Source organism: Delftia sp. CH05 (assembly GCF_009827015.1).
In the GTDB taxonomy this organism is placed as follows: domain Bacteria; phylum Pseudomonadota; class Gammaproteobacteria; order Burkholderiales; family Burkholderiaceae_C; genus Comamonas; species Comamonas tsuruhatensis.
Genome location: NZ_WUMG01000065.1, coordinates 1 through 22180, shown reverse-complemented (window position 1 = coordinate 22180; position 22180 = coordinate 1). Strand labels below are relative to the sequence as shown.

Genomic DNA, 22180 nt, shown 5'->3' with positions numbered 1-22180 from the left:
GTGCAAAGGTTGGAAAAACCGTGAAGAAAAAGCCGGGGAAGGAGGGCAGGCCGGCCGTGGCCCTAGAAGCGCGCGCGCAGCGACACCGTCACGTTGCGCGGATCGCCGTAGTAGTTGTTGAAGTAGGTGCTGTTGGGCGAGAACTTGGCGTAGTAGCGCTTGTCCAGCAGGTTGCTCACGTTCAGCTGCAGCGCGTAGGTGTCGTCCAGGCGGTAGGCCAGCAGCGCGTCAAAAAGCGCATAGCCACCCTGGCGGGTGGTGACATCGCCCACGCTGGCGTAGGCATCGCTTTGCAGCCGCACGCCGGCGCCTGCGGTCCATCCCTGCAAGGGCCCCTTGAAGCGGTGGCTGGCAAACAGGCGCAGCGCATGGCGCGGGTCCACGGGGCGCAGCGGCTGGCCCACGTTGGCCTCGGAGGCGTCGCGCAGGTACCTGGCCTGGGTGTAGGTGTAGCCGGCCAGCACCTGCCAGCCCGGCGCGGGCTCGCCGGACAGCTCCAGCTCCCAGCCCTGGCTGCGGCTCTTGCCGCCGGCCATGAAGCAGTGGCTGGTCGGGTACCACGGCAGGCAGGGCATGGCCGATGCCGTGTCCTGCATGGCGCTGCCCACGCGCTGGATGCGGAACACCGACACGCTGGCCTGCAGCCGGCCGTCCATGAAACTGCCCTTGAGCCCGGCCTCCAGGTCCTCGCCCCGGGCGGGCGCCAGGATGCTGCCGTCGGCGGCCTTCTTGTCCTGGGGGCTGAAGATCTCGCTGTAGCTGGCATAGGCGTCGAGCGTGTCCGACAGCGCATGCACCAGGCCCGCATAGGGCGTCAGCTCGCGGCGCACGCTGTAGCCGCTTTGGGCATTGCCGGGTTCGAGATAGCTCCACCAGCTCAGGCGCGCGCCGGCAATGGCGGTGAGCGAGTCGGTCAGCGACAGCCGGGCCCGCGCGAATCCGCCGTACTGGTGGATGTGGGACACGGGCGATGAATAGGCGTTGCCGTTGCCCTCGCTGTAGAAGGGCTCGGGGTAGCTGGTGTACGGATTCCAGCCGCGGATGTCCACATTGCGCAGCGGGCTCACGCCCCAGTAGCCCGTGGCGCCCGTGCTGCGGATGCGCTGCAGGTCGGCGCCCAGCGACAGCTCGTGCCTGCGGCCCAGGGCCTCGAAGGGGCCGCTGGCCAGCAGGCTCAGCGCGTTCTGCGTGCTGCCGTCGCCGCCATAGATGGAGGTGCTCACGTCGAACAGGTAGGGATTGCTGTCGCTGGCCCTGGAAAACGAGGTCTGCTTGAACCCGTCCGACCGAAAGCGCGTGTGCGCCGCCTGGGCCTTCAGTTGCCAGCCGCTGTCCAGCCGGTGCTCCAGCTCGGCAAAGGCCTGCTGGTTGTGGCGGTCCCAGGTATTCCAGGGCGTGCCCAGGTAGGTGCTGCGCGGCAGGCCGAGCTGGCTGCCGTCGGCGGCGGCGGGCAGGCCGCCCCAGGAGCCCGTGGCCTGCAGGTCCGTGTGCTGCAGGCCGGCCGTGAGCGTGGTGCGCGGCCCCAGGTCCGCCTCCAGCACGCCGTACAGGCCCAGGCGCTTTTCCTTGCGCGCGGTCTGGAACGATGCCTTGTCGTCCGCCAGCGCCACCAGCCGGCCGCGCAGCGTGCCGGCTGCGTTCAGCGGGCCGGACAGGTCGGCCTCCATGCGCTGGCGGTCCCAGGAGCCCAGCGTCAGCGCGGCCGAGCCCTTCCATTGCGCCGTGGGCCGCTTGCGCACCATGTTCACCATGGCCGAGGGCGAGCCCGCGCCACGCAGCAGGCCCGTGGCGCCGCGCAGCACCTCCACGCGGTCCAGCATGGCCATGTCGGGCTGGATGAAGGTGGAGGCCGAGGCCACCTGGTTCACATTGAGCCCGTCCACCTGCAGCGAATCGATCTGGTAGCCGCGCGAGTAATAGGCGATGCGCTCGCTGTCGATGTACTCCACCGTCACGCCCGGCGTGTGCTGCAGCACGGCATGCAGGTCGGGCAGGGCCTGCTCGTCCAGCCACTGGCGCGTGAGCACGGTCACGGGCTGCGGAATATCGCGCACCGATTGCAGCCCCTTGTAGCCCGTGACCAGGCTGGCCGCGTAGCTGTCCGAGGTTTCGGTCGTGGCACTGGCCGGCGCCGTGGCCCGGACCGTGACCGTGCCCAGCGTCTGCCCGCCGATGCCCGAGGCCGCCGCTGGCAGCGGCCGCAGCGTATAGACGCCGCTGGACTCGCGCACCGCCTGCAGCGCCGTGCCCTGCAGCAGCCTGGCAAAACCGTCTTCCACGCCATAGCTGCCCTGCAGCCCCGGGGACTGCAGCCGGCCCAGCTGCGCGGCATCAAACGACAGCGCAACGCCAGCTTGGTTGGCGTACTGCGCGATCACATGCGTGAGCGGGCCGGCCGCAATCGAAAAGCTGCGCTGGGCTGCCTGGCCGGCCTGGGCGGACGGCGCCGCATGGGCGCAGTCCGCTGCCGTGGCAACCAGCATCGCCACCCCCAGCACCGCTGCCACCCCAGCCATCCCCATGGACGCAGGCCAGCCCCGTGCGGCTGCAAGGCCGTCCTGGGGCTGGTGGGGGAGGGTGCGGGGCATGGGGCTGGGAAAAGTGGTGTGACTCCCCGTATGCCGAACAAGCCCTGCCGATCCTGCAAGTTCGGCTGGACTTTTTTTGCGCCTTGGCCTGGATTCGGACCTTGTTTTTGCCTTCATCGTTAGATAAGGCAAAGACTGGCTGCTATGTTTTTATTTTTCTCTGCCCGGGATTTCGGGGGCCGCGCCCTGGTGACGCCGGTACATGGCTGGAGAAATGCCCAGGTGCTTGGAAAAACTGCGGCGCAGGGTATCCGCGTTGGCAAAGCCGCACTGCGCCGCGATCTGCTTGGGCGCGTCATGGCCGGCCTCCAGCAGTTCACGGGCTGCGGACACGCGCATGGTTTCCACCCAGGCGGCTGGCGTCACGCCGACTTCCGCCTGGAACAGCCGCGCGAAATGCCGCGCGCTGAGACCGGCGCGCTCAGCCAGCGCACGCACCGAGAGGTCCTGCGCGGGATGCGCCACGGCCCAGCGCTGTATTTCCTGCAGCGCAGAGCGGCCAGCCGGTCCCGCATGGCCCTTGCGGCTGAACTGCAGCTGGCCGCCGGGACGCTTGAAGAACATCACCAGCTGCGAAGCCACGCGGGCCGCCACTTCGCGCCCGCAGTCCTCCTCCACCAGCGAAAGGGCCAGGTCCAGGCCTGCCGTGACCCCGGCCGAGGTGCGCAGCTTGCCATCGCGCACATGCAGCGCGTCGTCCAGCACGGTGGTACGTGGATGGGCGTGCCTGAGCGTGTCGGCCACGGCCCAGTGCGTGGTCACCCGCCGGCCGTCGAGCAGGCCGGCGGCCGCCAGGAACAGCGCGCCCGAGCACACCGATCCGAAGCGCCTGGACTGCCTGGCCATGGTGCGCAGCCATTGCAGCGTGGGCTCGCCCAGCAGCATGTCCATGGCATGGGGGGCGCCTGCGACCAGCAGCGTGTCCAGCCGGGGTAGCGCATCTCCCATGGCCCAGTCGGGCACCAGACGCACGCCCGACGAGCTGTGGATGGGCGCATGGTCGCGGCCCACCACCTTCAGCGCATAGAAGGGGCGGCCCAGTTCTGCGTTGGCCTGCGCGAACACGTCCAGCGGCCCCGAGACATCCAGCAGCTGGACGCCTTGCAGCGCAAGGATCGCAATCGTTCTTGTCATGGAAAAGCCCCGGTGTCCGCATCGCGCGTGAAATGGCAGAAATCGACGGTATACGTCGATTGATGACGTGGCAGTGTATCCCCAGAATCGAATCGAGCACTTTGAAAGGAGCCACCCATGCGTCTCGATATCGACGGAATCCGCATCCCCGACAGCCGGCTTGCGCGCGAGGTCACGGAACTGGTCCGTGACACGGCATCGCCGCTGCTGTTCCACCATTCCAGCCGCGTCTACTACTTCGGCGCCCTCGCGGGCGCCAGGCGTGGCCTGGCGTTCGACCCCGAGCTGCTGTACTGCGGCTGCATGTTCCACGACATGGGCCTCACGCACGGGCACAGCAGCGATTGCTGCCGCTTCGAGGTGGATGGTGCCAACGCAGCCCGCGAATTTCTGCGGGGCCACGGAATCGCCGCGCAGGACATCGATCTGGTCTGGACGGCCATTGCCCTGCACACGACGCCCGGCATTCCCGAGTTCATGCATCCCGTCATCGCCCTGGTGACGGCCGGGGTGGAGATGGATGTGCTGGGATTGACCTACGGCGACTACGCCGATGCCCAGCGCGAGGCCATCGTGCAGGCCCATCCGCGCGGTCCGCGCTTCAAGGAGGAGATCATCCAGGCCTTCTACGACGGCATCCGGCACAAGCCCCAGACCACCTTCGGCAACGTGAAGGCCGATGTGCTGGCGGACAAGGAGCCGGCTTTCAGGCCGATGAACTTCTGCAGCGTGATACGCCATTCGGCCTGGCCCGGCTGAGCAGGCGCAGGCCCCGCGTCACAAGCCATCGAGGTCTGCGGCCTGGTCCAGCGTCCACAGCCGCTCGGTCACCTGCCGCAGCCGGTCCGCGCCCAGCACGGGTCCGGCCAGCTCGGCCAGCTTGGCCTGCAGATCGGCGTCGCTGAGCGGCATGTCGGGATCGCCCTTGCGCGTGGGCTGCAGCCAGGCATGCACACTGCCGTCGCGCAGGGTGATGCGGACCTGCGCGGCGCGTTGCGCCGGGAACTGGCGGTCCAGCTCGGGGTGCCGTTCCAGCGTGATGCGCTGCATCAGCGCGCGGGTCTGTGCATCGTCCAGATGGGCATCGTCGAAGGCCGCCAGCCGCACGCTGCCCCGGCGCAGCGCATGGGCCACCACGTAGGGAATGCTGAAGCGTGCCTCGGCTGCCGTGCGTGGTGCGCGGTTGCCAGCCACGGTGAGGGCCGGGCCATAGGTGGCAACCTGCAGTTGTGCGATGTCGTCGGCAGCGAAGCCGTGCACCTTCTGCAGATGCAGGGCGCCGTCGATGGGCGCGAAGGTGTGGCCGCAGCAGGCGTGGTTCTTGAACGTCATGGCAGTGATGTTGAAGACCTGGCCCAGGTCCGCCAGCACGGGCTGCCAATCAGGCGCATCGCTCATGGCCGTGCCCAGGCCCATGGCGCCTTCGAAGACATCGAGCGATCCCGTCACGCCCTGGCCGGCCATCATTGCGGCGGCGACGCCGGCCTCGGCCGCGCGACCGGCGTGCAGCGGCTTGGACATGGAGTCCATCTGGAAGGCCTGCTGCAGTCCCGCCGCAAAGGTGGCCGCCGTGCACAGCGCATGCGTGAAGCGCTGCGCATCCAGCCCCAGCAGACAGGCCGCCGCCGCAGCAGCGCCAAAGCTGCCCACCGTGCCCGTGTTGTGCCAGTAGCGGTAGTGCGCACGTCCCAGTACCTGGCCTATGCGGGTGGAGATCTCGTAGCCCGCAATCACGGCCTGCAGCAATTGCAGGCCGCTGGCCCTTTGCTGCTGCGCCACCGCCAGGGCCGCCGAGATGGTGGGTGCGCCCGGGTGGTAGATGGCGTGCTTGAAGATGTCGTCCACCTCGGCTGCATGCGAGGCCGTACCGTTGATCAGCGCCGCCGCCCGGGCGGTGGCGCGCCGGCCCAGGGCCAGCCGTGCGCCGCCCCGGTCCAGGTCTTCGGCAATGGCGCGTTCCAGCCGGGGCGTGGGGTCCATGCCGTAGCCGGCGATCAGCGCGGCATACCAGTCCACCACGGCGCGTCGGGCATGGTGGAGAACGCTGGCCTCGACAGGCGCTTGCTGGAATCGGGCGCCGAACTGGCCCAGGGTTTCGCTGACATACATGGCGTGGATTTGTTGGGAGTGAGGGTGGCGGGCGGGGCTGGGTGGGGCTGGGTGGTGCAAGGATGCAGGCTTTCACGATAGCGGTGCACCGGTGCGATAGACATTTCCTTTTGTCATGTCTTGAGGCGTGATTGGAAGAACTTGAGCGGCGGGCTGGAGCCAATGATCCAGGCCATCGTCAACCCGCTTTCCGATCACCATGGATTTCACCCTTTCCGAAGAACACCAGGCTTTCGCCGACAGCGTGGCCCGGTTCGCCCAGGACAAGCTGGCGGCCGGCGCACTGGAGCGTGCGCATTCCCCGCATTACCCCTGGGAGACTGCCAGCCTGCTGGCCGAGCAGGGCCTGCTGGGCATTGCCTTTCCCGAGGCCGACGGCGGGCAGGGCGGCTCGCTCATGCATGCCGTGCTTGCCATCGAGCAGGTGGCCCTGGTCTGCCCCAAGAGCGCCGACATCGTGCAGGCCGGCAACTTCGGCCCCATACGCACCTTCGTGGAGTACGCGGACGCCGCGCAGAAGGCGCGCTTCCTGCCGGATCTGCTGGCTGGAAAAAAGCTCATTTCTCTGGGCATGACCGAGCCCGATGCAGGCTCGGCCGTGACCGAGCTGAGGACCATGGCCACGCTGGAGGGCGATCACTATGTGATCAACGGCAGCAAGGTGTTCTCCACGCACAGCCCCGAAGCCGGCCTGTTCCTGGTCTACGTGCGCTTCGGGCCGGGCGTGGACGGCATAGGCTCGGTGCTGGTGGAGCGCGGCACGCCCGGCTTCGAGGTCGGCCAGCCTTCGGCCTTCATGAATGGCGAGCAATGGGCGCAGCTGTATTTCGAGAACTGCCGCATTCCGCGCGAGAACGTGCTGCTGGGCGCGGGTGGATTCAAGAAGCAGATCTCGGGCTTCAACGTGGAGCGCCTGGGCAATGCCTCGCGCGCGCTGGCGCTGGGCCGGCATGCCTTCAATCTGGCGCGCGAGCACGCACGGGTGCGCCGCCAGTTCGGACGCGAGCTGTGCGAGTTCCAGGGCCTGCAGTGGAAGTTCGCCGACATGTGTATGAAGCTGGAGCAGGCCCAGCTGCTGCTCTACAAGGCCGCGCTCGAGGGTGAGCATGGCCTGCCCAGCGCGCAAAGCACGGCCATGGCCAAGCTGGCCTGCAATCTGGCGGGCTGGGAGGTGTCCAACGAGGCCATGCAGGTCATGGGGGGCCTGGGCTTCAGCCAGGAGGCCCTGGTGGAGTACTGCGTGCGCCGCACGCGCGGCTGGATGATCGCCGGCGGCTCCATCGAAGTGCTCAGGAACCGCATCGCCGAGGGCGTTTTCGGGCGGACCTTCTCCCAGAAAGCCTCCCAGCCCGCACCCCGGCAGTAAGACCGGCACCACCCGGCACCACTACAAAAGGAGACAAGGAATGCATCGTCGTACATGGATGGCCGCGCTCGCGGCGGCAGCGGCAATGGGCTGCGCAGGCATGGCAGCGGCCTCGGACAAATATCCGTCGCGGCCCGTGAAGATCATCGTGGGCTTTCAGGCCGGCGGACCCACGGACGTGGTGGCGCGCCTGGTGGCCAAGGCACTGCAGGACGAACTCAAGGGCGCCTTCATCGTGGAGAACAAGCCCGGTGCCACCAGCAACATCGCCTCGGAGACCGTGGCCGTGGCTGCGCCCGACGGCTATACGCTGCTGGTGGCTGCGGCGCCGCTGACCATGAACAGCTTTGTGTTTCCCAGGCAGAAGTTCGACCCGCTCAGGAGCTTCGAGCCCATCTCCAAGATCTCCTCGGCACCCGGCGTGCTGGCGGCCAGCCCCCAACTGCCCGTGCGCAGCTACAAGGAATTCGAGGCGCTGGCGCGGGCCCGGCCCGGTGCGCTCAGCTATGGCACCACGGGCGCGGGCGGCTCCCAGCACATGGCCACGCTGCGGCTGGAGCAACTGGCCGGCCTGCAGATGCTGCATGTGCCCTATTCGGGCGGCTCCAGCGTGCTCACCGACCTGATAGCGGGCGTGGTCGATGTCGCGTTCATGACATCCACTGGCGCCATGCCCAACCTGGAAGCAGGCAAAGTGCGTCCGCTGGCCGTGGCCGGCCCTGTGCGCCTGCCGGGCCTGCCCGCCGTGCCCACGTTTGCCGAGCTGGGCCTGCCGGGCATGGTCTCCGATTCGTGGAACGGGCTGCTGGCGCCAGCGGGCACGCCCCAACCCATCGTCGACCGGCTGGCCGCCGCCGTGGCCAGGGCCGTGAAGTCCCGCGAGTTCAAGGAGGCCCTGGTCCCGCAGGGCGCGGTGCTGATTGGCAATTCGCCCGCCGAATTCAAGGCGCAGTTGCAGGCCGAGGTGGTCCACTGGTCCGAGCAGTTCAAGAAAGTCAAGATAGAGAAGTAAGCCGAACCATGAACGCCTCCACTTCCATTGCCGCCGCCGCTGTCTCTGGCGCCACGCAGTCCTCCCGCCGGTCCTTGCGCCAGGTCCTGCTGGAGCCTGCAAGCATCGCCCTGGTGGGTGCCTCCGACGACGTCGGCAAGACCGGCGGGCGGCCGCTGCAGTTCCTGCGGCGCGCGGGCTTTGCCGGCACCATCTACCCCATCAATCCGCACCGCAGCCAGGTCCAGGGCGAGCCCGCCTGGCCCAGCCTGGCCGCCTTGCCCGAGGTGCCAGACCATGTCTTCGTGCTCTCGCCCACAGGGACCGTACTGGAGACCGTGCGCGAATGCGCGCGGCTGGGAGTGGGCGTGGTCACCATTTTGGCCAGCGGCTTTTCCGAGTCGGGCCCCGAAGGCGCGCAACGCGAGCAGCAGCTGCGGCAGATCGCCCGTTCCACGGGCCTGCGCATCCTGGGGCCCAGCAGCCTGGGCGTGGTCCATCCGCGCAACGGCCTGGTGCTCACGGCCAACGCGGCCTTTGCCGAGCCCGATGTGCCCAGCGGCAAGGTCTTCGTGGCATCGCACAGCGGCAGCATGATCGGCGCCCTGGTCTCGCGCGGCAAGGCGCGCGGCGTGGGGTTCGCGGGCCTGGTCTCTGTGGGCAGCGAGGTGGACCTGAGCGTGGGCGAGATCTGCGCGGCCACGCTGGACGATCCAGGCATAGAAGGCTATGTGCTGTTCCTGGAGAGCCTGCGCCATGGCGATGCGCTGCAGGCCTTCGCGCGCGAGGCCGCGTTGCGCGGCAAGCCCGTCATCGCCTACAAGCTGGGCCGCTCCAGCGCCGCTGCCGAGATGGCGGCCACGCACACGGGCGCGCTGGCGGGCGAGGACGATATCGCCGATGCCTTCCTCAAGGGCCTGGGCGTGGCGCGCGTGGACATGCTGGAGACGCTGTTCGAGGTGTTCCCGCTGGCGCGCAAGCTTCCCCTGGCCGGCGCCAGCCCTGCCTGCGGCCAGCGCGTGGCCGTAGTCACCACCACGGGTGGCGGTGCGGCCATGGTGGTGGACCAGCTGGGCCTGCGCGGCATCACCGTGCAGCCCGTGGCCGGAGAGACGCTGGCCCGCCTCAAGGAGGCCGGCATCCCCGGCAGCGCAGGCCGCGTGCTGGACCTGACCCTGGCCGGCACGCGCTACGAAGTGATGAAGAAGGCGCTGGACATCCTGCTGCAGGCCCCCGAGATCGACATGGTGGTGGCCGTCGTCGGCTCGTCCGCCCGCTATCAGCCGGACCTGGCGGTGCGTCCCATCATGGACAGCGCCAGCCATGCCAAGCCCCTGGTGGCCATGCTCGTGCCCGACGCGCCGCAGGCCCTGGCCGCGCTGACCGAGGCACAGATTCCCTGCTTTCGCACGCCGGAGAGCTGCGCCGACGCCATTGCCAGCGTGCTGGCACGGCGCGTTCCGGGTCCGGTGGCCGCTGTCCCTGCGCTGCGGGGCGCGGGCCGTGCGCTCAGCGAGGCCCAGGCCTATGCGCTGTTCGACGCGCTGCAGATGCCGCATGCGCCCTTTGCCTGCATGCCTTTGCAGGGGCCGGTCGGGGACCTGCCGTTTGACTACCCCGTGGTGGCCAAGCTGTGCTCGCCGGCCATTGCGCACAAGACCGAGGTCGGTGGCGTGGTGCTGGGCGTTGGCACGGCGCAGGAGCTGGACGGTGCCCTTGCCACCCTGCGCTCCAACCTGGCGCGCAATGCGCCGGGCACGGCCTGCGACCAGGCGCTGGTGCAGCCCCTGTGCAAGGGCCTGGCCGAGGTGCTGGTGGGCTACCGCATCGACCCCGATGCAGGCCCCGTCATCATGCTGGCCGCTGGCGGCATCTGGGCCGAGGTGCTGCGCGACCGCAGCATCCGCATGGCCCCCGTGTCCGTGGAAACCGCCCGGGAAATGGTCGCCGAGGTCCGGCTGCTGCAGACCGTCTCCGGCTTGCGCGGCAAGCCCCGGGGTGACCTGGAGGCGCTGGCCCATGCCATCGCCGCCCTGTCCCGCCTCGCCCTGCGTCCCGAGCTGGGCGTGCTGGAGGCCGAGGCCAACCCGCTCATGGTCCTGCCCGAAGGGCAGGGCGTGGTGGCCGTCGATGCACTGGTGCTGCAGGCGTGCTGAACCCGCGCCACAGCCTCCTGCAGGCGCTGGACTCCACGGCGCGTCACCATGTGCTTGCCGCCACCTGGGGGGACGAGGGCGTGGACCTGCACTGGCGTGAATGGGGGCAGGGCCGCCCCCTGGTGCTGCTGCACGGCGGCCACGGGTCGTGGATGCACTGGGTGCGCAACATCGAAGCGCTGTCGCGCCAGTTCCGCGTGCTGGTGCCTGATCTGCCGGGCTTCGGTGATTCGCAGGACTTCGCACTGCCCGCCCATGACCCCGCACGCCTGCCGGCCCTGGTGCAATCGCTGGAGCAATGTCTGGACCTGCTGGTGCCCGAGCAGGGCGTTCTCCTGGCGGGCTTTTCCTTCGGCGCAGCGATGGCAGCCCAGCTGGCAGCGCGCGCGCAGCGGGTGGAGCGCCTGGTGCTGCTGGGCACGGCCGGCCACGGCGGCAGGCGCCGCGAGATGGCCCCGCTGCTGGACTGGCGCGTGGACGACCTCGCCGCGCGCGAGGCCGCGTGGCGGCAGAACCTGGCGGCCTTCATGCTGTCGGGACCGGAGGCCGTGGATGCGCTGGCCCTGTGCGTGCATGGCCTGTCCTGCGAAGCCACGCGCTTTCGCAGCAAATCCATTTCGCGCGGCAGCGCGCTGCAGGCATTGCTGCAGGACTACCGGCGCCCCGTGCTGCTGGTCTGGGGCGAGGCCGACGTCACGGCCGAGCCCATGGAGGCCGCCGAATCCCTGGCGCAGGGACGCGCCGAGCGCGACTGGACCATCGTGCCGCGTGCCGGCCACTGGGTGCAGTACGAATGCGCACCGGAGGTGAACCTGCTCATGGCCCGCTGGCTGCAGGCGCAATCCTAGAATCCGCGCATGCATGGAAGAATCCCGCCGCTCAACCCCCTGAAGGTCTTCGAAGTGGTGGCGCGCACCCGCAATCTCACCCAGGCGGCGCGGGAGCTGCACATCAGCCAGTCCGCCGTGAGCAAGCAGCTGAACGTGCTGCAGACCTATCTGGGCGTGGAACTGTTCCGGCGCGAGCGCCACGGCATCAGCCTGACCCTGGCCGGCCAGCGCTATGGCGAGGCCGTGGCCCCTGCCTTCGAGGGCATTGGCCGCGCCACGGACGAGATCATGCGCAGCGGCTCCGACAACACGCTGCGCCTGCAGACCTACACCACCTTCGCCGCCAAGTGGCTGATTCCGCGGCTGCAGGACTTCAACGCCCGCCATGGCGACATCGCCGTGGTCATCACCAACTCGGTCAAGGACGTGGACTTCGATCGCGACCATGTGGACCTGGCCATACAGATGGGCCATGGCGCCTGGCAGGGCGTGGACACTGAATTCCTGTTCGAGGACGTGATCGAGCCCGTGTGCAGCCCCGCCTTCCTGCATGCCAATGCCCCCGAGATCGCCTATCCCCAGGCCCTGCTGCGCAAGCGGCTGCTGGTCTCGCACTACCGCAAGGCCGACTGGCAGACCTGGGCCCGGCTGTGCCGCTACGAGGACGAGATCGACGGCGTGGAGACCATGCGTTTCAGCAGCTCGGTGCTGACCTGGCAGGCCGCCGCCGATGGCCTGGGCATCGCCATTGGCCAGACCGCGCTGCTGGTCGACGACATCAACGGCGGCCGCTTGGTCGCGCCCTTCGGACTGCCCGTGCGCACCGGCGCCTCCTACTACCTGGTCACGCCCAGGCTGCAGCGCCAGTCGAGGAAGGTGCAACTGTTCAGCGACTGGCTCAAGGAGCAGATCTAGGCCGTGCACAGGCCACCGGCCTGGGCTGGCGCGTCCCCGCCAGCGCCAGGCCCGCGAACAGCATCAGCATCAGGCCGTAGGCATAGGTGACCGGCAACAGGCCGAAGCGCGCGGCGGCCATGCCCGCCGCGATGGCCGGCACGCTGAACGCCAGGTAGCTGGCGATGTAGATGGCCGAGATCAGGGCGCCGCGCTCGTGCGGCTCGGCCAGCGGGATCACGCTGCGCAGCGCGCCCTGGAAGCCCACGCCGAAGCCCGCGCCCGCCACCACCGAGGCGCCCAGCACCAGGGGCAGGCTTTGCAGATGGGCGCCGACCAGCAGCAGGGCCACCCCGGCCAGCAGGCCGCTGCCGCCGAACTGCAGCATGGCGCGCGGCGCGCGGCTGCGCAGCGTCCAGATGGCGGCGGCGGCGCTCAGCGTGTTGATGCACACGGCAAAGCTGGCGGCGACCTCCGAGCCCGTGACCGAGCGGATCATCGACGGGCCCAGCGACAGGTAAAAGCCCCCCAGCGCCCACACCGTGATGCTCATGGGCAGCACGCGCATGAAGTCGGCCCGGGCCTGGCCCGGAATACGCACGCGGGGGCGCATGGCGGCCAGTGCGCCGGGGCGGCGCGCGCCCGTCTCGGGCAGCACGGCCATGGCGGCGGCCACGGCCACGAAGATCAGCGCCATGAGCCAGAACACCAGGCCCAGCTGCTGGCGCCACAGCTGCGCGAACTCGCCCGCCACGACAATGCCCGCCGCCATGCCGACCATGGGCGCCATGGTGCTCACCAGCGTGCCGCGCTCGCGGTGCAGGTCCAGCAGCGCCGCGCCCATGGCCGCACTGGCCATGCCGGTGGCAAAGCCCTGCAGCACGCGCGCCAGCACCAGGGCCTGCACGTCGCCCGCGCGGGCGAACACCGCCAGCGAGACGATCTCCAGCACCAGCGCCGCCAGGATCACGGGCTTGCGGCCCAGGTGGTCCGACAGCGCGCCCGTGGTGAGCAGGGCCAGCAGCAGGCTCAGCGCATAGACCGCGAAGACCAGGGTCAGCATGCCGGAGGAAAAGCCCCAGTCCTGCTGGTAGAGCCGGTACAGCGGCGTGGGCGCGCTGGAGGCGGCGAAGAAGCTGCCCAGGCCGAAGGCCAGGACGGCCAGGCTGCGCCCGGGCCGGGCAGCGGGAGTGGTGTTGGATGGTTGCAGTACCGACATGGTTAAGAGCCCTGCTGCACAATTAATGCAAAGTTTTTGCGTTAGCGAATTCTGCGCTTGTGCGCTGCTAATGCAAATTTTTAGCTTTAATAACCATGAGCACGCAAGTCCCATCCCTTTCCAAAACAGGCGGTCCCGCCCGTCCCGGCGGACGCAGCGCGCGCATCCAGGCCACGGTCTACCAGACCGTCAAGGGCCTGCTGGAAACCATGCCGCGCGAGGAATTGAGCTTTCCGCTCATCGCCGCCCAGGCGGGCGTGACGCCGTCCACCCTCTACCGGCGCTGGGGCGACATACAGCAGCTGCTGGCCGATGTGGCCGTGGAAATCATCCGGCCCACGGCGCCGCCGCTGGACACGGGCACGCTGGAGGGCGACCTGCTGGCCTGGGCCGAGCAGTTCCTGGAGGAATCGGCCTCGCCGCTGGGCCGCACCATGCTGCGCGACATGGCCGCCGCAGCGGGCAACGAGCACACGCCCTGCGCCTGCGTGGAAATCCTGCGCGGGCAACTGGCGCACATCGGCGAGCGCGCAGCGCGGCGTGGCGAGGCGATGCCCGCTGCGGACACCCTGATCGACGCGCTGGCCGCGCCCATCGTCTACCGCGTGCTGTTCGACCTGCCGCCGTCCCTGGAACACGTGCAGGCGCGGGTGCGCGGCCTGCTGCAGGCTGAAACGGCCTAGCCCGTCAGCGCCCGCGCCAGCACCTCGAAGATCCGCGCATCCGAGCACTGCGCCACATTGAAGCGCAGGAAGTCGCCCGCGCTCTGCGACTGGCTGAAGGCATTGCCGGGCGCCAGCACCACGCCATCCTCCAGGCAGGTGCGCGCAAGCGCCGTGGCATCCATGCCCCCGGGCAACTGGCACCACAGGAACATGCCGGCCTGCGGCACCAGCCAGGGCTTCATGCCCAGGGCCTGCAGCCGCGCGGCCGTGCGTTCCATCTCCTGCGCCAGCCGCAGCCGCACGGACTCCATGTGCCTGCGGTAGCCGCTGTCGGTCAGCGTGCGCAGCACGATGTCGGCGGCCATGCGCCCGCCGCCGAAGTTGGTGGCGATCTTCAGGTCCGCCAGGTCCTGCGTCCAGTCGGGCCGCGCCGCGATGAAGCCGCAGCGCAGCGAGGCCGACACCGTCTTGGAGAAGCTGCCGATCTGGATCACGCGCGACAGGCCGTCGAAGGCCGCCAGCCGGGGCGCCGCATGGGTCTCCAGGTCGCAGAAGATGTCGTCCTCCACGATCACCAGGTCCGAGCTGTCGGCCAGCTTCAGGATGCGGTGCGCCACCAGTGGCGACAGCGTGGCGCCCGTCGGGTTGTGGATGGCCGAATTGGTGATGTACAGGCGTGGCGAATGCGCCTGCAGCGCGTCGGCGAACCGGGCCACGTCGGGCCCCTGCGGCGTGTAGGGCACGCTCACGGCCTGCACGCGGTGCGCCTTGAGGAGCGCATGGAAATTGAAATAGCAGGGGTCGTCGATCAGCACCGTATCGCCGGGCTCCAGCAGGAAACGGCAGACCAGGTCGATGGAGTGCGTGCCAGACTCCGTCAGCAGGATCTGCTCGGGCGAGGTCTCCAGCCCCATGGCGGCCATGCGCCGCGCCAGCAGGCGGCGCAGTGCCGGGTGGCCCAGCGGCGTTGCGTACTCCGTCAGCTCCAGCGTGCCCGAGCGCGCCAGGGAGCGCAGCGCGCGGCGCACGCCTTCCTCGTACAGCCATGAAGGCGGCAGCCAGCCGCAGCCCGGCTTGAGCGCGTGGGCATCTGCCTGCAGCGACTGGCGGGCCAGCCACAGGGGGTCGACCTCCCTGTCCACGCGCGGCCCGATACCGCCCAGCGCCAGCGGCGCCACCGGCCCCGCCACATAAAAGCCCGAGCCCGGGCGCGAGGCGATCACCCCCTCGGCCGCCAGCCGCTCATAGGCCTCCACCACCGTGGACACCGACACCTGCATGGCCTGCGCCTGCGCGCGCACCGAGGGCAGGCGCGTGCCGGGCAGGTAGGTGCGCGCGGCGATGCGCGACTGGATCTCTTCCATCACCGCCTGGATGCGTGTGCCGCTGCGCATGGCTGCTCTCTCTTCTGTAGTGGATTTGTGTGCATAACAGTTCTTTTGAATTGTATTGGACTGTCTATGGAAGATCCGGCCGTGCAATGGCCCACTTCCCGCTGCAAACCAAGGAGTTTTTTGATGGACAAGACAAGCAGCGGGTGGATCAACGGATTCATCGGCGTGGCGATCTTTGCGGGATCGCTGCCGGCCACCCGCGTGGCGGTCGCCGACCTGGACCCCACCTTCCTGACCTGTGCGCGCGCCAGCATCGCGGCATTGCTGGCCCTGGCCATGCTGCTGGCGCTGCGCCAGCCCCGGCCCGCGCGTGCCGACATGCCTTCGCTGGCGCTGAGCGCGCTGGGCGGCGTGGTGGGCTTTCCGCTGCTGACCGCGCTGGCGCTGCAGTACGTCACCTCGGCGCATTCCATCGTCTTCGTGGGCCTGCTGCCCCTGTCCACAGCCGTGTTCGCCGTGCTGCGCGGCGGCGAGCGCCCGCGCCCGGCCTTCTGGCTGTTCTCGCTGGCGGGCGCGGCCTTCGTGGCCGGCTATGCGGCCGTGGGCGGGGCCGGGGGCTCGCTGCGCGGCGACCTGCTCATGCTGGCCGCCATCATCGTCTGCGGCCTGGGCTATGCCGAGGGCGCGCGCCTGTCGCGCACGCTGGGCGGCTGGCAGGTCATCAGCTGGTCGCTGGTGCTGGCCCTGCCCGTCATGCTGCCGGCCGCCCTGATCAGCATGCCGGCATCGCTGGCCGATGTGGGCCGGCCCGCATGGCTGGGCCTGGCCTATGTCTCGCTGTTCAGCATGCTGATCGGATTCGTGTTCTGGTACCGGGGCCTGGCGCAGGGCGGCATTGCGGCCGTGGGCCAGATCCAGCTGCTGCAGCCCTTCATGGGCCTGGGCCTGGCGGCCCTGCTGCTGCACGAGCAGGTGAGCTGGGGCATGGTGCTGGTCACCATGGCCGCCGTGGTCTGCGTGGCCGGGGCCAAGAAGTACGCGCGCTGAGCCAGTCCGGCGTGGTGCAGGGCGTGGTGCGGGGGGAGCGATGCAGGGCGGTCAGCGCCCGGCCTCGCGCATCACCTGCTGCGCGAACTCTGCGGCCGAACCGTCGAACGGCTGGTTGCTGGCCGCCTCCAGCCGGCTGCGGATGGCCGGCGCGCGCAGCGCCTGGGCCACCGCAGCATTGATGCGCTGGGCCAGCGCTGGCGCCATCTGCGGCGGCGCGAACAGGCCGAACAGCGAATCCAGGTTGGCCTGCGCATGGCCCAGCTGCGCCAGCGTGGGCACATCGGGCAGGGCCGCCAGCCGCTGCGGCGCGCCCACGGCCAGGGCCTTGAGGCGGCCCGCGCGCAGCGCCTGCAGCTGCAGCGGCGCCACATTGGTGGACAGCAGCTCGAAATGCCCGGCCAGCGCATCGTTGAGCTGCTGGCCCCCGCCCTTGTAGGGCACATGCACGATGGGAATGCGCGTGGCCTGCTCTATGCGCTGCAGGACGGCGTGGCCCGTCGTGCCCTCGCCCGTGGTGGCCCAGCGTATGCCGCCGGGCATGCCGCGCGCCTCGGCCAGCATGCCTTCGAAATCTGCGGCCTTCAGCGCCGGCGTGCCCACCAGCAGCATGGGCGTGCGCATCACGCCAGCCACGGGCGTCACGGAGGCTGCGGCCAGGCCCACGGCGGTGGCGGCGGCAAAGACCAGGGTGCGGCCGTCGGGCGCGCTGCGCGCCAGCAGCTCCAGCGCCACGGTGCCGCTGGCGCCGGGGCGGTTGTCCACGATCACGGCCGTGCCCCATTGCTGCGCCAGTTGCTCGGCCAGGGCGCGGGCCACCATGTCGCTGACACCGCCTGCGGGGTAGGCCACCACGATCCGCACGCTGGCGCCCGGCCAGGCAGGCCGGGCCGGCCATGCCTGGGCGGGCCAGGCCAGCGCGCAGGCGCCCGCCGCCAGCAGGGCGCGCCGGCCGGTATCGGTGCCTTGCGGTGCCCGCATGCCTCAGCCGCCCGGCGCCTGGTGGCGCTGCGCCAGCTCGCGCGCCAGGGCGATGAAGGTGGCCGCGGGTCCTGCGCCGCCGGTTTCCGTGCCGGCCTCGCGGTGCACCAGGGTGAGCGGGGCGCTCAGCCGCACGGCGGGCTCGAAGGCGCGGTAGACCACCGCCTCGGGATGGGCGCCGCGCACCGAGGCCGGCACGATGGACAGGCCCACGCCCGCCGCCACCAGGTTCACATTGGTCATCATGCGTTCCACCTCGGCGGCCACCTCCACCTGTACCTTGTGCCGGGCGCACAGCGCCAGCAGGTTCGCGTACAGCCCCGGCGCGCCCGTGCGCCGCACAAGGATCAGGCGCTCGCCATCGAGCTGCCTGAGCGCCACGGGCCGCGATGCATCGCGCGCCAGCCTATGGTCCACGGGAATGGCCAGCAGCGCGGGCTCCTGCAGCAGCGTCTCGAACACCAGGCCTTCGGGCCGGGCCACCGGCACGCGCAGAAAGCCGCAGTGCATGCGCCCGGCCTGCACGGCCTCGGTGATCTCGGCGGCATTGTTCTCGCTCACATCCAGCGCAATGTCGGGATGGCGGCCACGGCACAGGCGCAGCACCTCGGGCGTGAAGGCATGGGCCGCCGCCGAGCTGGTGAAGCCCACATGGATGCGCCCGCGCTCGCCGCGCGCAAAGGCCTGCATGCGGTCGCGCATGGCGGTGAAGTCGGCCAGCAGCCGCGTGGCCTCGCCCTGCAGCTCCAGGCCCGCGTCGGTCAGGTCCACGCCCTTGGGGTGGCGCCGGAACAGGGCAATGCCCAGCTCCTCCTCCAGCGCGCGGATCTGCTGCGACAGCGGCGGCTGCTGCATGCCCAGCAGCTCGGCCGCGCGCGTGATGTGGCCGGTATCGGCCACGGCCAGGAAGTAACGGAGATGGCGCAGTTCCATATATGTGAAAAGTATCCAGCCGATATCCTAAAAATCTTTGAAATATTGGACAAGCCTCTACAAAATCCCATCCAGTCACCGATGAGACCGCTTGCCGCGGCGCGGCAGGTGACTTCCAACAAGAAGCCAAGACAGGAGACAAGGCATGCAAGCATCCGCGTATTTCCCCCTGCGTCCCGCCAGCGCCTCGCTGCTGGCCGCGCTCGCCCTGGCCGGCTGCGGCGGCGGCTCGGCCGTGCTGCACGGGCCGGTCACCTCCATCGAGACCGCTCCCAAGAGCACGGCCTGCCCTGCCGAGATTCCTGCGGGCATCAGCTGCTGGGCCGGGCAGGACTCCAAGGGCGCCTACTACCTGATCGCCAAGCCCGCGCAGTGGAACGGCACCCTGGTGCTGCACGCCCACGGCGGCCCCGACCTGGCCGCGCCCACCGCCGCCCGTGCGGCCGAAGACCTGGTGCGCTGGTCCATCATGGTGCGCGCAGGCTACGCCTGGGCCGGCTCCACCTACCGCCAGGGCGGCGTGGAAGTGCGGGCCGCCGCAGAGGACACGGAGCGCCTGCGCGGCATCTTCCGCCAGCATGTGGCCAAGCCGCAGCGCACCATCCTGCACGGCCAGTCCTGGGGGGCGGGCGTGGCCGCCAAGGGCGCGGAAATGTTCAACGAGCAGACCGTGGGCGAGCGCCCCTACGACGGCGTGCTGCTCACCAGCGGGGTGCTGGGCGGCGGCACCCATGCCTATGACTTCCGCACCGACCTGCGCGTGGTCTACCAGTACCTGTGCGGCAACCACCCGCGCCCCAATGAGCCGCAGTACGCGCTCAACCTGGGCCTGCCCGCAGATGCCAAGATGCGCCAGGCCGACGTGGCCCTGCGCGTGAACGAATGCCTGGCGCTGGACAAGCCCGCCGCCCAGCGCACGGCCGCGCAGCAGGCGAAGATCGACACCATCACCAAGGTCATCAAGATCCCCGAAAGCGCCATCCAGTCGCACATGAACTGGGGCACCATGCACTTCCAGGACATCTCGGCCAAGCGCACGGGCGGCGCCAGCCCCTTCGGCAACGAGGGTGCGGTCTATGCCGGCTCGGCCGACGATGCCGCGCTCAATGCCGGCGTGCTGCGCTACCGCGCCGACCCTGCGGCCTACCGCAAGTTCGCCGATGACACCGACCCCGTGGGCAGGATTGGCGTGCCGGTCCTCTCGGCCAAGTGGATCAGCGACCCTACGGCCTTCGTGGAGCTGGATGCGCGGTTTCGTGCGGTGATGCAGCAGGGCGGCAGCGGGGACCGGCTGGTGCAGACCTTCACGCGGCAGGGGACGCACAGCTATATCAGCGATGCGACCTATCCCACCTTGATGACTGCGTTGATGCAGTGGGTGGAGGCGGGGGTGAAGCCGACTGCTGCGGGGATTGCTGCTGCTTGTGTGGGGAATGAGGCCAAGTTTGGGGTGGGGTGTAGTTTTGATGCGGCTTATGTGCCGGCTTCTTTGAGTACTCGGGTGCCTGAGAGGCAGCGGCCTTCTTTGCAGTGAGCGGGTTTTTGACCCTGCCGGGGGGTGTTTTTTCGAGGCCGGGTTTCGGCCCGGCGGCCGACCTCCTTTTCTTTGATTCGTCACCGGTACGCCCGCCGAAGAAAAGGAGGCAAAAGAAAGACGACCCGGATGTCCGCGACCCCTTCGCTGCGCTGCGGGGCAACCTGCGTCGGGCCGCCTGCGGGGTTCGCCGCAGAACTCACTGCGCGCTGCGCGCTCCGTTCAGACAACTGCGGCGAGTCAGTTGACGAAGCAGTCCTGTCCTTCGGCAGGACTGCAACCCCGCAGGCGGCCCGACGCAGGCGCTGACATACGGGGAGTTTGCTCGGGCCTTTGCTTCGCTCGGCCTGGTGTTTTTTTAGCGGGGCATGTTGGTTCTTGTGGCGGGGGCCAGTTGCGCCGCGAACTCGCGCGCGGCCGCACTGTAGCTGGCGCCTCGGCGCCACAGAAGGCCTGCCGTGCGGATGAGCTGGGGGGCGACCAGGTGGATGGCCACCATGTCCGTGGCCTGCTGGGCGGCGCGCTCGGGGACGATGGTGGCCATGTCGCCCCAGCGGCACAGCGCGATCAGCGATTCCACCGAGCCCATTTCCGCGCGCAGCAAGGGCGTGACGCCTGCGGTGCGCAGCCCGTCCTCGATCAGGCTGCGCGTGTAGAACGTGCGCGGCAGCAGGGCCAGGGGCACGCCGGTCAGCGACTTGACGGACAGCGTGCGGCGCCCGGCCAGCGGATGCGAGGGGTTGACCAGCAGCATCATGCGTTCGTCGAACAGCGGCAGCGCGTCCAGCTCGGCGCGCTGGGGCGGGTGAAAGCTCACGCCCAGGTCCAGGCTGCCGTCCAGCAATCCCTGCTCCACGGGCGGGGCCAGCAGCTCGATCACCACCACGTTGACCTTGGGATAGGCGCGCATGAAAGCCGCCACGGCCGGGGCGACCAGGGTGTTGAGGAAGGTGGGAATCACACCGATGGTCAGCGTGCCGGTCTGCAGCTCGCTGAGGTCGGCCAGCGCCATGCGCCCGGCCTCCACCTCATGCAGCGCGCGCTCCGCATAGTTGCGGAACACCACGCCGGCCTGCGACAGCTTCAGCCCCCGGCCAATGCGCTCGAACAGCGCCATGCCCAGCTCCTCTTCCAGCTGGCGCAGCCCATGCGAGAGCGTGGACTGCGTGACATAGAGGTTCCTGGCCGATGTCGTCAGGTGCTCGGTCTTGGCGATATCGACAAAGTAGCGCAGCTGGCGCAGTTCCATGGGTGAAGGCAAGGGGGTGTTCGGCGGGCCAGTTTCTCACAGAGATACGGGCGCGCCGCACAGTTCACTCGCCGTCGTCCTGGTCCACGAACTCCACCAGCTCCGGCAGCATCTCCAGCTGCTGGATGGCGTCCTTGAGCCGCAGGCCAAAGCGTGATTCCGGCCGCCCGAAGGCGCCCTGCGCCAGCCGCAGCGCCGCCGTTGCCTTGATCCACTCCACCTCGAAGGCATAGCGGTCCGCATGCTGCTGGACACCCATGCGCTTGATGTGCTCCAGCGCCAGCTCCACGGCGCAGTCCACATCGACTTCGCTGTCGTCCCTGTCAGGATTGTCGGTCATCAGTTCGATCAACTGCTGCAGCGTGCTCTGCACCAGGCCCAGCGAGGCGTGCATGGCCTGCCGCCAGGTGGGAAGAAAAGGTGGTTGGGGAGGGGCCGCCTGAGCGGCGGTGAGAGGGTGCATGTCTTGGTTCCTGTATGAATCAAGAGAACCACACGCCACCGTACGACGGGCAACGGGTGGACGGGATGTTCGTAACACGTATACAGACGTGCGGCCATCCTTGCGGGTAAGCCCATCCCGTCCAAAACCGTTGGAGACGGACGCGCGACGACGCATCTGCCCCAGGAATCTGGACATGACAAAGCCCCCTTCAAGGTGGGGGCCGCACCTCTGTATTGGTGTTACGACACACCAAGCCTTTCGGCCTGCCGCAAGTTTAACGGCTGCGTATCAAGAAACCAGGCCGAGCGCAGCGAAGGCCCGAGCAAGCTCCCCGTATGTCAGCGCCTGCGTCGGGCCGCCTGCGGGGTTGCAGTCCTGCCGAAGGACAGGACTGCTTCGTGATCTGACTCGCTGCGGTTGTCTGAGCGGAGTTCACGCAGTGAACGCAGCGAGTTCCGCAGCGAACCCCGCAGGTGGCCCGACGCAGGTTGCCCCGCAGCGAAGCGAAGGGGTCGCGGACATCCGGGTCGCCTTTGCTTTGCCTACTTTCCTTCGGCCGGCGTACCGGTGGCGAAACAAAGGAAAGTAGGTCGGCCGCCGGGCCGAGACCCGGCCTCGAAAAGAAACCCCCCGGCAGGGACAAAAAACAGCACCAGACCAAGACCAGACCAAGACCCCCCTCACCTGTCACACCCCTGTAAACCC

General features: G+C 69.2%; 18 protein-coding genes. 9 read left to right on the top strand and 9 right to left on the bottom strand.

Annotated elements, in window-relative coordinates; translation table 11 throughout:
* Positions 1-62: 62 nt before the first annotated feature.
* A complete protein-coding gene (locus GRX31_RS28435) occupies positions 63-2588 on the bottom strand; it encodes a TonB-dependent siderophore receptor (protein WP_160855923.1) in 2526 nt (841 codons plus the stop codon).
* Positions 2589-2738: 150 nt separating this feature from the next.
* Positions 2739-3722 carry a GlxA family transcriptional regulator gene (locus tag GRX31_RS28430; protein ID WP_012203805.1) on the bottom strand — a complete coding sequence of 328 codons (984 nt, stop codon included), beginning with the start codon at positions 3720-3722 and terminating at the stop codon, positions 2739-2741.
* 117 nt (positions 3723-3839) lie between these two features.
* On the opposite strand from GRX31_RS28430, the gene GRX31_RS28425 reads away from it, so the two are divergent.
* The gene (locus GRX31_RS28425; protein ID WP_160855921.1) at positions 3840-4481 is read left to right on the top strand and encodes an HD domain-containing protein; all 642 of its coding nucleotides are present in this window, start codon (positions 3840-3842) and stop codon (positions 4479-4481) included.
* Positions 4482-4499: 18 nt separating this feature from the next.
* Here the strand turns inward: GRX31_RS28425 and GRX31_RS28420 are convergent, their stop codons facing one another.
* Positions 4500-5831: an MmgE/PrpD family protein gene (locus GRX31_RS28420; RefSeq protein WP_160855919.1), complete on the bottom strand. Its 1332-nt coding sequence runs from the start codon at positions 5829-5831 to the stop codon at positions 4500-4502.
* Between the two features lie 199 nt (positions 5832-6030).
* Here GRX31_RS28420 and GRX31_RS28415 point away from each other — a divergent pair, with 199 nt between their 5' ends.
* The 5 genes from GRX31_RS28415 to GRX31_RS28395 are packed head-to-tail and all read left to right on the top strand — an operon-like array spanning position 6031 to position 12089.
* Entirely contained in the window at positions 6031-7197 is a 1167-nt protein-coding gene (locus tag GRX31_RS28415; protein ID WP_160855917.1) for an acyl-CoA dehydrogenase family protein, read from the top strand.
* Positions 7198-7237: 40 nt separating this feature from the next.
* Positions 7238-8209: a Bug family tripartite tricarboxylate transporter substrate binding protein gene (locus GRX31_RS28410; RefSeq protein WP_160855915.1), complete on the top strand. Its 972-nt coding sequence runs from the start codon at positions 7238-7240 to the stop codon at positions 8207-8209.
* Positions 8210-8217: 8 nt separating this feature from the next.
* Positions 8218-10344, top strand: a complete 2127-nt coding sequence (locus GRX31_RS28405) for an acetate--CoA ligase family protein (protein ID WP_160855913.1) — start codon at positions 8218-8220, stop codon at positions 10342-10344.
* Positions 10338-11192, top strand: a complete 855-nt coding sequence (locus GRX31_RS28400; protein ID WP_160855911.1) for an alpha/beta fold hydrolase — start codon at positions 10338-10340, stop codon at positions 11190-11192. Before GRX31_RS28405 ends, GRX31_RS28400 begins: the two co-directional genes overlap by 7 nt.
* A gap of 9 nt (positions 11193-11201) precedes the next feature.
* Positions 11202-12089 carry a LysR substrate-binding domain-containing protein gene (locus tag GRX31_RS28395; RefSeq protein ID WP_012203812.1) on the top strand — a complete coding sequence of 296 codons (888 nt, stop codon included), beginning with the start codon at positions 11202-11204 and terminating at the stop codon, positions 12087-12089.
* Here GRX31_RS28395 and GRX31_RS28390 read toward each other — a convergent pair.
* Positions 12073-13287 (bottom strand): MFS transporter, encoded by a 1215-nt coding sequence (locus GRX31_RS28390; protein WP_160855909.1) that lies wholly within the window; start codon positions 13285-13287, stop codon positions 12073-12075. The genes GRX31_RS28395 and GRX31_RS28390 overlap by 17 nt on opposite strands.
* Before the next feature lie 95 nt (positions 13288-13382).
* On the opposite strand from GRX31_RS28390, the gene GRX31_RS28385 reads away from it, so the two are divergent.
* Positions 13383-13970, top strand: coding sequence for a TetR/AcrR family transcriptional regulator (locus tag GRX31_RS28385; protein WP_017407539.1), 588 nt, complete (start codon positions 13383-13385; stop codon positions 13968-13970).
* On the opposite strand, the gene GRX31_RS28380 is transcribed toward GRX31_RS28385, so the two are convergent.
* On the bottom strand, positions 13967-15346 hold the full coding sequence (locus GRX31_RS28380) for an aminotransferase-like domain-containing protein (RefSeq protein WP_070080620.1): 1380 nt from the start codon (positions 15344-15346) through the stop codon (positions 13967-13969). The genes GRX31_RS28385 and GRX31_RS28380 overlap by 4 nt on opposite strands.
* Before the next feature lie 123 nt (positions 15347-15469).
* Between GRX31_RS28380 and GRX31_RS28375 the strand changes: the two genes are divergently transcribed.
* Positions 15470-16333, top strand: coding sequence for a DMT family transporter (locus GRX31_RS28375; RefSeq protein ID WP_043825296.1), 864 nt, complete (start codon positions 15470-15472; stop codon positions 16331-16333).
* 51 nt (positions 16334-16384) lie between these two features.
* Here GRX31_RS28375 and GRX31_RS28370 read toward each other — a convergent pair whose 3' ends face one another.
* On the bottom strand, positions 16385-17314 hold the full coding sequence (locus GRX31_RS28370) for a tripartite tricarboxylate transporter substrate binding protein (protein ID WP_160855907.1): 930 nt from the start codon (positions 17312-17314) through the stop codon (positions 16385-16387).
* A gap of 3 nt (positions 17315-17317) precedes the next feature.
* On the bottom strand, positions 17318-18247 hold the full coding sequence (locus tag GRX31_RS28365) for a LysR family transcriptional regulator (protein ID WP_012203818.1): 930 nt from the start codon (positions 18245-18247) through the stop codon (positions 17318-17320).
* 145 nt (positions 18248-18392) lie between these two features.
* On the opposite strand from GRX31_RS28365, the gene GRX31_RS28360 reads away from it, so the two are divergent.
* A complete protein-coding gene (locus GRX31_RS28360) occupies positions 18393-19781 on the top strand; it encodes a hypothetical protein (protein ID WP_160855905.1) in 1389 nt (462 codons plus the stop codon).
* Positions 19782-20139: 358 nt separating this feature from the next.
* Here the strand turns inward: GRX31_RS28360 and GRX31_RS28355 are convergent, their stop codons facing one another.
* Complete coding sequence (locus GRX31_RS28355) at positions 20140-21030, bottom strand: LysR substrate-binding domain-containing protein (protein ID WP_013803865.1); 891 nt, start codon at positions 21028-21030, stop codon at positions 20140-20142.
* Between the two features lie 64 nt (positions 21031-21094).
* The gene (locus GRX31_RS28350; protein WP_160855903.1) at positions 21095-21493 is read right to left on the bottom strand and encodes a hypothetical protein; all 399 of its coding nucleotides are present in this window, start codon (positions 21491-21493) and stop codon (positions 21095-21097) included.
* Positions 21494-22180 lie beyond the last annotated feature (687 nt).